This is a genomic window from Pseudomonas sp. LA5 (genome assembly GCF_028640825.1).
GTDB lineage: Bacteria > Pseudomonadota > Gammaproteobacteria > Pseudomonadales > Pseudomonadaceae > Chryseomonas > Chryseomonas aestiva.
Genome location: NZ_JAQYZY010000059.1, coordinates 1 through 10,631 on the forward strand (window position 1 = coordinate 1; position 10,631 = coordinate 10,631).

The following is a 10,631-nucleotide window of genomic DNA, read 5'->3' on the forward strand; positions in this document are numbered from 1 at the left end:
TTTTCCACGCTACGATTTTCTCCGGGGCAATGATGCTGAGCGCCCGCTCGGATAACCCCCTCTCCCCCGGGGAAAGGGTTGGGGTGAGGGCTCTCTGACAGCGAACCTCCAGTGGAAAAGGCTAACGCCGTTTTCCACGCTACGATTTTCTCCGGGGCAATGATGCTGAGCGCCCGCTCGAATAGCCCCCTCTCCCTCTGGGAGAGGGCTGGGGTGAGGGAGCGGCGAGATCTCTGTCCCGCCAGCTACCTCACTGCCCCAGCTTGCCCGCTTCGCAGCCGGTGCTGGCGCACTCGCGCAGGCGTTCCTTGAGCACCTCCAGGCGGCTGTCGGTCAGGGTGACGGCGCAGTCCAGATTGACGAAGTAGCCATCGGCCTCCTCGCGGGCGCACTGGCTGTCGCGCTGCTTGATCCAGGCCAGCTGGCGCTGCTTGAGCACGGCCTGCTGATCGGCCGGCAGCTGCTTGCGCAGCTCGCCATAGGTCTGGTTCAGCGACTTGTCGCTCTGGGCGAACAGGTTGCTGGCGCAGTAGACGGTATCGAAGGCATTGCGCGGCGTGCCGCAACCGGCGGCCTGGGCCGTGGCGAAACCGAAGATACCGGTCAGGGTGAAGGTGGCGACGAGGGTGGTCTTGAGCATGGCAGCATCCTGCAAGGAGGCCGTCCGGAGTGGCGCGGCCATGAGACCAAACCTAGCAGAGCCACCGGCTCCGCGCGTCGCGCGCTGAAAAACAGCCAACAAAAAAGCGCCCGAAGGCGCTTTCCTGTACTACCCGGGCGGGATCAGACCTTGGAACGCTCGAAGCGCTTGCGGTCGTTCTCGTTCAGGTACTTCTTGCGCAGACGGATGGACTTCGGCGTCACTTCCACCAGCTCGTCGTCGGCGATGAATTCCAGTGCCTGCTCGAGGGTGAACTTGATCGGCGGCACCAAGGCGATGACTTCGTCCTTGCCCGAGGCGCGCATGTTGTCCAGCTTCTTGCCCTTGGTGGGGTTGAGCACCAGGTCGTTGTCACGGCTGTTGATGCCGCACAGCTGGCCTTCGTAGATCTCGTCGCCCGGCGCCAGGAACAGCTTGCCGCGGCTCTGCAGGGTTTCCAGCGAGTAGGTCAGGGCGGTACCGGTGGCCATGGACACCAGCACGCCGTTCTGACGGTTGGTCACTTCGCCGGCCTTGATCGGGCCGTAGTGGCTGAAGGTCGAGGTCAGGATGCCGCTGCCCGAGGTCAGGGTCAGGAAGTTGTTACGGAAGCCGATCAGGCCACGCGCCGGGATGGTGTATTCCAGGCGGATACGGCCCTTGCCATCGGGGATCATGTTGGTCAGATCGCCCTTGCGCAGACCCATCTGCTCCATCACCGAGCCCTGGTGCTGCTCTTCGATGTCGATGGAGACGTTCTCGTAGGGCTCCTGCTTCACGCCGTCCTTCTCGATGATCACCACTTCCGGACGGCCCACGGCCATCTCGAAGCCTTCGCGGCGCATGTTCTCGATCAGTACCGACAGGTGCAGCTCGCCACGGCCGGAGACCTTGAACTTCTCGGCCGACTCGCCCGGCTCGACGCGCAGGGCCACGTTGTGCAGCAGTTCCTTCTCCAGCCGGTCCTTGATGTTGCGGCTGGTGACGAACTTGCCTTCACGACCGGCGAACGGCGAGTCGTTGACCTGGAAGGTCATGCTCACGGTGGGCTGGTCGACGGTCAGCGGCGGACGGGCTTCGACGTTCTGCGGATCGCACAGGGTGTCGGAGATGAACAGCTCGTCCATGCCCGAGACGCAGACGATGTCGCCGGCTTCGGCTTCGGCCACTTCCACGCGCTGCAGGCCGGAGTGGCCCATGATCTTGAGGATACGACCGTTGCGCTTGCTGCCGTCATCGCTGATGGCGACGACCGGGGTGTTGGCCTTGATGCGGCCACGGGCGATGCGGCCGATGCCGATCACGCCGAGGAAGCTGTTGTAGTCCAGCTGGGAGATCTGCATCTGGAAGGGACCTTCCAGATCGACCTGGGGGGCCGGCACGTGGTCGACGATGGCCTGGAACAGGGCATCCATGTTGTCGTCCATCTTCTCGTGGTCCAGACCGGCGATGCCGTTCAGGGCGCTGGCGTAGACGATCGGGAAGTCCAGCTGCTCATCGGTGGCGCCGAGGTTGTCGAACAGGTCGAAGATCTGGTCGATGACCCAGTCCGGACGCGCGCCGGGACGGTCGATCTTGTTGACCACCACGATCGGACGCAGGCCGGCCTTGAAGGCCTTCTGGGTCACGAAGCGGGTCTGCGGCATGGGGCCGTCCTGGGCGTCGACCACCAGCAGCACGGAGTCGACCATGGACATCACGCGCTCCACCTCGCCACCGAAGTCGGCGTGGCCGGGGGTGTCGACGATGTTGATGTTGTAGTCGCCCCACTTCAGCGCGGTGTTCTTGGCCAGGATGGTGATGCCACGTTCCTTTTCCTGGTCGTTGCTGTCCATCACCCGCTCGTTTTCCGCTTCTTTGCGGTCCAGGGTGCCGGACAGGCGCAGCAGCTTGTCGACGAGGGTGGTCTTGCCATGGTCGACGTGCGCGATGATGGCGATGTTGCGGAGATTCTCGATCACAGTGGTGTTCTCGGTATAGAAATGAAGGAGCTTCAGCCAGCAGGCTGACAGCCGGAGATTGCAAAGGCGCGAAACGCGGCCGACCGGTACGTGGCCGGAGGGCTAGAAGGGGTCGGGAGGGCGGTGGCGGATACTGCCACCCAGCAGGCCCGGCTGCTTAGGCCGGACGATAAACGCGCACATTGGCGTGCCCTTCGGTGAGCAGGTGATGGGCGTGCAGCCGGCTCATCACCCCGCGGTCGCAATAGAGAAGGTACTGGCGATTCTCGTCCAGTTCCTTGAAACGGCTGTTCAGCGCGAAGAACGGCAGGGTCTGCACCTCGATGCCGGGCAGCTCCAGCGGCAGGTCTTCCTGGGCGTCGGGATGGCGAATGTCCACCACGACCTGCCCGGGCAGCGGCTGGTCCACCTCTTCCACCTGCACGTCCTTGCCCAGTTCTTCGATCACCTTGTCGACGGTGATGAAGCGCGCGCGTTCCAGGGCGGCGTCGAGCACTGCCATATCGAACTTGCCTTCCTCGTGCTCCACCCGCAGGGCCTTGGCCTTGGTGGTGGGATTCACCGAGATGACGCCGCAGTACTCGGGCATGTGCTTGGCGAAGTCGGCGGTGCCGATGCGCTGGGCGGTGTCGATGATGTCCTGCTTGTGGCTGGCCAGCAGCGGGCGCAGCACCAGGGTATCGGTGGCCTTGTCGATCACCGCCAGGTTGGTCAGGGTCTGGCTGGAGACCTGGGAGACGGCTTCGCCGGTCACCAGCGCCTCGATCTGCAGCTGCTCGGCGATACGACTGGCCGCACGCAGCATCATGCGCTTGAGGATCACGCCCATGTGGCTGTCGTCGCACTGGGTGAGGATCTGCCCCACCACTTCCTCGAAAGGCACGCTGATGAACAGCACGCGCTGGGAGCGGCCGTACTTCTCCCAGAGATAGTGGGCCACTTCCATCACGCCCAGTTCGTGGGCGCGCCCGCCGAGATTGAAGAAGCAGAAATGGCTGACCATCCCGCGTCTCATCATCTGATAGGCGGCCACGGTGGAGTCGAAACCACCGGACATCAGCACCAGCACCTGCTCCAGGGCGCCCAGCGGATAACCGCCCAGCCCTTCGTGGTGCTCGTCGATGATGAACAGCCGCTGGTCACGGATCTCCAGGCGGACGTTCACCTCGGGATTCTTCAGGGCGATGCCGGCGCCGCCGCAGCGTTCGCGCAGGCCACCGCCGACATGGCGCTCGACGTCCATCGAGGAGAAGTCATGGCGACCGGCACGCTTGCAGCGCACCGAGAACACCTTGCCGCGCACCCGCTCGCCGAAGTGGCGGACGCACAACTCGAGAATCGAGTCGAAATCGCCCAGCGGATACTCGTGCACCTCGAGAAACTGGCCGATGCCAGGGGTGCAGGCCAGCCGCTGCTTCAGCTCCGCCAGCAGCCGCGGCTCGGCGAGCGCGGTCTCCAGGGTGATGTTGTCCCAGACCCCTTCCACGCGGACATCCGGATCCAGATCGCGCAGCACGACACGAATGTTCTTCACCAGCTGGCGAATGAAATTCTTGCGCACCGGGCGACTCTTGATGGTGATTTCCGGAAAGACCTTGATGATGAGCTTCATGAGCGGGAAACGGGGGGCGGGTAACGCGAAAGAAAAGGGCGAATATCATACCTGAAAACCATCACGCACTCGAATTCAGCCGACAAAATCACCTCAGGCGCCATTTGAGTGCAGTGATGAATTTTTAAGCACCAACTTGGTGCGCAGATACGTCGCCGATTGGCCTGAAAACGGCACGACTGGCGTCAGGAAGGGCTTCCAGCCCATTTGAGGGCACTGGCATACAACTTGCTCTCTTGTGAGGCAGCCGCCCCTGGGCCAGCATAGGGCGCTTTTCGTGGAACGCCGGTCGCTGACCAGGCAGTACGGAAGCGCCCCTCAAGGGCACAGCTGATACCGGGAGTACCGCCAACCGCTCCCGGCCGAAATTCCTCTGGAGGAAACCATGTCGAAGGCTGTTCAACTGATCAAAGAAAACGACGTGAAGTGGGTAGACCTGCGCTTCACCGACACCAAAGGCAAGCAGCAACACGTCACCATGCCGGCGCGTGACGCGCTGGACGAAGACTTCTTCGCCCATGGCAAGATGTTCGACGGCTCCTCCATCGCCGGCTGGAAAGGCATCGAAGCCTCCGACATGATCCTGCTGCCCGACGACAGCACCGCCGTTCTGGATCCCTTCACCGAAGAGCCGACCCTGATCCTGGTCTGCGACATCATCGAACCCTCCACCATGCAGCCCTATGAGCGCGACCCCCGTGGTATCGCCCGCGCTGCCGAGGAATACCTGAAGTCCACCGGCATCGGCGACACCGTGTTCGTCGGTCCGGAGCCCGAGTTCTTCATCTTCGACGAAGTGAAGTTCAAGTCGGACATCTCCGGCTCCATGTTCAAGATCTTCTCCGAGCAGGCTTCCTGGAATACCGATGCCGACTTCGAGTCCGGCAACAAGGGCCACCGTCCGGGCGTCAAGGGCGGCTACTTCCCGGTGCCGCCGGTCGATCACGACCACGAAATCCGTACCGCCATGTGCAACGCTCTGGAAGAGATGGGCCTGGTCGTGGAAGTCCACCACCACGAAGTGGCGACCGCTGGCCAGAACGAGATCGGTGTGCAGTTCAACACCCTGGTCAAGAAGGCCGACGAGACCCAGACCCTGAAGTACGTCGTGCACAACGTGGCCGATGCCTACGGCAAGACCGCCACCTTCATGCCCAAGCCCCTGTACGGCGACAACGGCTCCGGCATGCACGTGCACATGTCCATCTCCAAGGATGGCAAGAACACCTTCGCCGGCGAAGGCTATGCCGGCCTGTCCGATACCGCCCTGTACTTCATCGGCGGCATCATCAAGCACGGCAAGGCGCTGAACGGCTTCACCAACCCGTCCACCAACAGCTACAAGCGTCTGGTGCCCGGCTTCGAAGCTCCGGTCATGCTGGCCTACTCGGCCCGTAACCGCTCCGCCTCCATCCGTATCCCCTATGTGTCGAGCCCGAAAGCCCGTCGCATCGAAGCCCGCTTCCCGGATCCGGCCGCCAACCCCTACCTGTGCTTCGCCGCCCTGCTGATGGCCGGCCTGGACGGTATCCAGAACAAGATCCACCCCGGCGATGCCGCCGACAAGAACCTGTACGATCTGCCGCCGGAAGAAGGCAAGAAGATCCCGCAGGTCTGCGGCAGCCTGAAGGAAGCCCTGGAAGCCCTGGACGCCGGTCGCGCGTTCCTGACCAAGGGCGGCGTCTTCACCGACGAGTTCATCGATGCCTACATCGAGCTGAAGTCCGAGGAAGAGATCAAGGTGCGTACCTTCGTGCACCCGCTGGAATACGACCTGTACTACAGCGTCTGAACCCGCTGCGGTAATTGAAAGAGGCCTCCTTCGGGAGGCCTTTTCTTTTGCCCTGGAAAAATTGCCGCGACCGACGCCAGCGCGGAGCGGCCGAGCTGCCTACCTGCCCACATGACGCGCCTGCTACCCTTGATCTCCATCGCCCGGCCGAGATTCCGCCATGCCTCGCCTGCTTGCCTGCTGTCTGCTCTGCCTCGCCTGCTCCGCCCAGGCCGCGATCTACAAGTCGGTGGATGCCGAAGGCAACACGGTATTCAGCGACCAGCCCTCGGCCAATGCCAAGCCGGTGCAGGTGGCGCCCACCAACACCGTGGACAATCCACGACCGGCACCGCCCATCCCCAGTGCGCCTGCGGCGGCGACCCCTGCCGGCCCGGCCTTCAGCCGTCTGGAAGTCAATGTGCCCGACGATGAGGGCATCCGCGCCAACAACGGCACCTTCTCGGTGGGGGTAGCCGTGGAACCGGCCCTGGGCCCGGGGCAGTCGCTGCAATTGCTGGTGGACGGCGCACCCTATGGCAGCCCCGGTCAGAGCACCCGCTTCGGCGTGGCCAATCTGGAGCGCGGCGAGCACCGCTTCGCGGCCCAGGTGCTGTCCGGCAACGGCGAGGTGATCCAGACCAGTGCCGAGAAGACCGTGACCGTGCAGCGCATCAGCGTCAACAGCCCGGCCCGCTGATGCGTCCGCTGCTGATCCTGCTGCTGCTCTGCCTGCTGCCGCCTGTCCAGGCGGCGGTCTACAGCTATGTCGACCAGGAAGGCAATCGGGTCTACACCGACCAGCCACCCAAGGGCGTCAAGGCGACCCAGGTGCCGCTCACGGTGCCCAACAATCTCAACCAGCAGGGCCAGCCGACCCGCAAGCTGAGTCCGACACCCGCCGCCCCGGCGGCCAGGCCCGCCAAGACAGCGCCCTTCCGCTACCAGATGCTGCGCATCCTGGTACCCGAGCCCGATGCCACGGTGATCGATCAGGAAGGGCAACTCATCGTCAGCCTGGTCAGCGAGCCGGCGTTGCAGCCGGGGCACAGCTACCGGCTGCTGCTGGACGACAAGGAAGCCGGTGTTGGGCACAGTCCGGTGTTTCCCCTGGGCAATCTGGATCGCGGCAGCCACAGTCTGGTGGCGGAGATCCTCGCCGCCGATGGCAACGTGCTGGAGCGGACACCGGCGCAGCCCTTCCACCTGCGCCGCCCCTCGCTGGAGCAGAAGCGTCTGGCCCATCCCTGTGGCGACAAGGATTGGGGCAAGCGCCCGGAATGCCCACTGGACCTGAAACCGCCCGAACCCAGGAAATCCTGGCTACCCTTCCTCTAGCGCACCTATTTGGTGCGCTTTTTCATTGTGCACCATCTTGATACAAATACGGTTTCGTTCCGCCTGTCGCGCGGCGGCTGTTAGTGCACGTTACAGCCATCTGCCCTAACTCGGGGCGTCTTGGTTTGCTTCTTGCATTTTCCTATCGTCCCTATAGCGCTGTGGCCCCTCATGCCTACCGACGTCATCCACCGACTCTTGCTCGACAACCTCACCACCGCGGTCATCCTGCTCGATGCGGAGTTGCGCCTGGAGTACATGAATCCGGCGGCCGAGATGCTGCTGGCCATCAGCGGCCAGCGCAGCCATGGCCAGTTCATCAGCGAGCTGTTCACCGAATCGCCCGAGGCCCTGCAGGCACTGCGTCAGGCGGTGGACCATGCCCACCCCTTCACCAAGCGCGAGGCGCTGCTGATCTCCACCTCGGGCAACAGCCTCACGGTGGACTATGCGGTGACCCCGATCCTGGATCGCCACAACACCCTGCTGCTGCTGGAAGTCCATCCGCGCGACCGCCTGCTGCGCATCACCAAGGAAGAGGCGCAGATCTCCAAGCAGGAGACCACCAAGCTGCTGGTGCGCGGCCTGGCCCACGAGATCAAGAATCCCCTCGGCGGCATCCGTGGCGCGGCCCAGCTGCTGGCGCGCGAGCTGCCGGAAGAGGCACTCAAGGACTACACCAACGTCATCATCGAGGAAGCCGACCGGCTGCGGAATCTGGTCGATCGCATGCTCGGCTCCAACAAGCTGCCGAAACTCGCCATCACCAACGTCCACGAGGTGCTCGAACGGGTCTGCAGCCTGGTGGAAGCAGAAAGCCAGGGCCTGATCAACCTGGTGCGCGACTACGATCCGAGCATTCCCGACCTGCTGATCGATCGGGAGCAGATGATCCAGGCGGTGCTCAACATCGTGCGCAACGCCATGCAGGCCATCTCCCAGCAGAACGAACTGCGCCTGGGCCGGGTGACCCTGAGAACCCGTACCCTGCGTCAGTTCACCATCGGCCACCACCGCCATCGCCTGGTGTGCAAGGTGGAGATCACCGACAACGGTCCGGGCATCCCCCAGGATCTGCAGGAAACCATCTTCTATCCCATGGTCAGCGGTCGCCCCGACGGCACCGGCCTCGGGCTCGCCATCACCCAGAACATCATCACCCAGCACCAGGGGCTGATCGAGTGTGAAAGCCATCCTGGCCACACCGCCTTCAGCATCTTCCTGCCGCTGGAATAACGAGGAGTACGCATGAGCCGTCAGGAGACCGTCTGGATCGTCGACGACGACCGTTCCATCCGCTGGGTCCTGGAAAAAGCCCTGCAACAGGAGGGCATGACCACCGTTGCCTTCGACAGCGCCGACAGCGTCATGACCCGCCTCGGCCGCCAGCAGCCGGACGTGGTGATCTCGGACATCCGCATGCCGGGGACCAGTGGCCTGGACCTGCTGTCGCGCATCCGCGAGATGCACCCGCGCCTGCCGGTCATCATCATGACCGCCCATTCCGACCTGGACAGTGCCGTGGCCTCCTACCAGGGCGGCGCCTTCGAATACCTACCCAAGCCCTTCGACGTCGACGAGGCCGTGGCCCTGGTCAAGCGCGCCGGGCAGCACGCCCAGGAGCAGCAGGGATTCGCCGAACCGGCGCACCTGACCCGCACCCCCGAGATCATCGGCGAGGCGCCGGCGATGCAGGAGGTGTTCCGCGCGATTGGCCGCCTCTCGCACTCCAACATCACGGTGCTGATCAATGGCGAATCCGGTACCGGCAAGGAGCTGGTCGCCCACGCCCTGCACCGCCACAGTCCGCGCGCCGCGGCGCCCTTCATCGCCCTGAACATGGCCGCCATCCCCAAGGACCTGATGGAATCCGAGCTGTTCGGCCACGAGAAAGGCGCCTTCACCGGCGCCGCCGCCCAGCGTCGCGGCCGCTTCGAGCAGGCCGATGGCGGCACCCTGTTCCTCGACGAGATCGGCGACATGCCGGCCGACACCCAGACCCGCCTGCTGCGCGTACTGGCCGATGGCGAGTTCTATCGCGTCGGCGGCCACACTCCGGTCAAGGTGGACGTGCGCATCATCGCCGCCACCCACCAGAATCTCGAAGGCCTGGTGCGCGAGGGCAAGTTCCGCGAAGACCTGTTCCATCGCCTCAACGTCATCCGCATCCACATCCCGCGCCTGGCCGATCGCCGCGAGGACATCCCCGCACTCGCCCGCCACTTCCTCGCCCGCGCCGCCCAGGAACTGGCCGTGGAACCCAAGACCCTGCGCAGCGAGACCGAGGAGTACATGAAAGGCCTGCCCTGGCAGGGTAACGTGCGCCAGCTGGAGAACACCTGCCGCTGGATCACGGTGATGGCCTCCAGCCGCGAGGTGCTGATCGACGACCTGCCGCCGGAGCTGCTCAACCAGCCCCAGGACGCCGCTCCCGCCGCCAACTGGGAACAGGCGCTGCGCCAGTGGGCCGACCAGGCTCTCACCCGCGGTCAGTCCAGCCTGCTGGACAACGCCGTACCGGCCTTCGAACGCATCATGATCGAGACGGCCCTCAAGCACACCGCCGGCCGCCGCCGCGATGCCGCCGTCCTGCTGGGCTGGGGTCGCAACACCCTGACCCGCAAGATCAAGGAGCTGGGCATGAAGGTGGACGGGCCGGATGAGGAGGGGGAGGACTGAAGCTCTCGACGGTGCCGTAGGTTGGGTTGAGCGTAAGCGAAGCCCAACATTGCCAGGCTTGAACTTCATATCGGTGCCTTAGCTGCTTATCGTGTTTTGCTGGTAGCTCTTTTTTCGCCCACTCGGGCGACTCACTTTTTTCAGTCGCGGCTGCGCGCCCCGGACTACGCGTCCCGGACAAAAGTAAGCAAAAACGCTTGCCCCGACCATCCGGCCCTCCGCTGCGCTCCGGGTGACTCGCGTTGCTCGCCCTTCGGGCCAGCCTACGGCTGTTACTTGGCTGCGCTACGTTTCGCTCACACCAGCGCCGTTCCGGGGTCGGCCTACACGGGCCGTCCATGGCCCGTTAGGCCTCTCGCCGCATCCATGCGGCTCGACCCACTCCACGACACTGGCGTTCGCCCTCCTGAACGGGGCGACTCGCCAGACTGAAAGTGTTGGTTGAAGAAACGGAAGCGACTCATAGCGTGGACAAGGGCGAAGCCTTGTCCACTGATGATGTCGGTGCCCAACAGTGGAAAACGCTGCGCGGTTTTCCACGCTACGCCCCCCCTGAACTCCGAACTCTCAGGCTGGCGCCCCGTCCCCGTCAGTGAGGCCGAGTTCCGGTGTCGTGGCGGGGGTTGCGAG

8 protein-coding genes are annotated in these 10,631 nt (G+C 64.1%); 5 read left to right on the forward strand and 3 right to left on the reverse strand.

All coding sequences use genetic code 11. The features are described from left to right. Window positions 1-250: 250 nt before the first annotated feature. The 3 genes from PVZ72_RS22395 to thiI form a co-directional block, all read right to left on the reverse strand. A complete protein-coding gene (locus PVZ72_RS22395; protein ID WP_133860505.1) occupies window positions 251-640 on the reverse strand; it encodes a lysozyme inhibitor LprI family protein in 390 nt (129 codons plus the stop codon). Between the two features lie 143 nt (window positions 641-783). Then, window positions 784-2,601: a translational GTPase TypA gene (typA, locus tag PVZ72_RS22400; protein ID WP_133860504.1), complete on the reverse strand. Its 1,818-nt coding sequence runs from the start codon at window positions 2,599-2,601 to the stop codon at window positions 784-786. A 157-nt stretch (window positions 2,602-2,758) separates the two neighbouring features. Further along, entirely contained in the window at window positions 2,759-4,213 is a 1,455-nt protein-coding gene (thiI, locus tag PVZ72_RS22405; protein WP_273863039.1) for a tRNA uracil 4-sulfurtransferase ThiI, read from the reverse strand. Window positions 4,214-4,598: 385 nt separating this feature from the next. Here thiI and glnA point away from each other — a divergent pair, with 385 nt between their 5' ends. The 5 genes from glnA (at window position 4,599) to ntrC (ending at window position 10,001) form a co-directional block, all read left to right on the forward strand. Continuing rightward, complete coding sequence (gene glnA / locus PVZ72_RS22410; protein WP_017639449.1) at window positions 4,599-6,005, forward strand: glutamate--ammonia ligase; 1,407 nt, start codon at window positions 4,599-4,601, stop codon at window positions 6,003-6,005. Between the two features lie 160 nt (window positions 6,006-6,165). Further along, the gene (locus PVZ72_RS22415) at window positions 6,166-6,684 is read left to right on the forward strand and encodes a DUF4124 domain-containing protein (RefSeq protein ID WP_273863040.1); all 519 of its coding nucleotides are present in this window, start codon (window positions 6,166-6,168) and stop codon (window positions 6,682-6,684) included. Continuing rightward, window positions 6,684-7,322 (forward strand): DUF4124 domain-containing protein, encoded by a 639-nt coding sequence (locus PVZ72_RS22420; protein ID WP_273863041.1) that lies wholly within the window; start codon window positions 6,684-6,686, stop codon window positions 7,320-7,322. Before PVZ72_RS22415 ends, PVZ72_RS22420 begins: the two co-directional genes overlap by 1 nt. A 171-nt stretch (window positions 7,323-7,493) precedes the next feature. Beyond that, the gene (glnL, locus tag PVZ72_RS22425; protein ID WP_133860500.1) at window positions 7,494-8,558 is read left to right on the forward strand and encodes a nitrogen regulation protein NR(II); all 1,065 of its coding nucleotides are present in this window, start codon (window positions 7,494-7,496) and stop codon (window positions 8,556-8,558) included. A 12-nt stretch (window positions 8,559-8,570) separates the two neighbouring features. Next, the gene (gene ntrC, locus PVZ72_RS22430; RefSeq protein ID WP_017639445.1) at window positions 8,571-10,001 is read left to right on the forward strand and encodes a nitrogen regulation protein NR(I); all 1,431 of its coding nucleotides are present in this window, start codon (window positions 8,571-8,573) and stop codon (window positions 9,999-10,001) included. Window positions 10,002-10,631: the final 630 nt, after the last annotated feature.

What these genes read in the sequence shown, in the direction of transcription:
- PVZ72_RS22395 (WP_133860505.1), bottom strand. Translation starts at nt 640, where the DNA reads ATGCTCAAGACCACCCTCGTCGCCACCTTCACCCTGACCGGTATCTTC.
- glnL (WP_133860500.1), top strand. Translation starts at nt 7,494, where the DNA reads ATGCCTACCGACGTCATCCACCGACTCTTGCTCGACAACCTCACCACC.
- thiI (WP_273863039.1), bottom strand. Translation starts at nt 4,213, where the DNA reads ATGAAGCTCATCATCAAGGTCTTTCCGGAAATCACCATCAAGAGTCGC.
- ntrC (WP_017639445.1), top strand. Translation starts at nt 8,571, where the DNA reads ATGAGCCGTCAGGAGACCGTCTGGATCGTCGACGACGACCGTTCCATC.
- glnA (WP_017639449.1), top strand. Translation starts at nt 4,599, where the DNA reads ATGTCGAAGGCTGTTCAACTGATCAAAGAAAACGACGTGAAGTGGGTA.
- PVZ72_RS22420 (WP_273863041.1), top strand. Translation starts at nt 6,684, where the DNA reads ATGCGTCCGCTGCTGATCCTGCTGCTGCTCTGCCTGCTGCCGCCTGTC.
- PVZ72_RS22415 (WP_273863040.1), top strand. Translation starts at nt 6,166, where the DNA reads ATGCCTCGCCTGCTTGCCTGCTGTCTGCTCTGCCTCGCCTGCTCCGCC.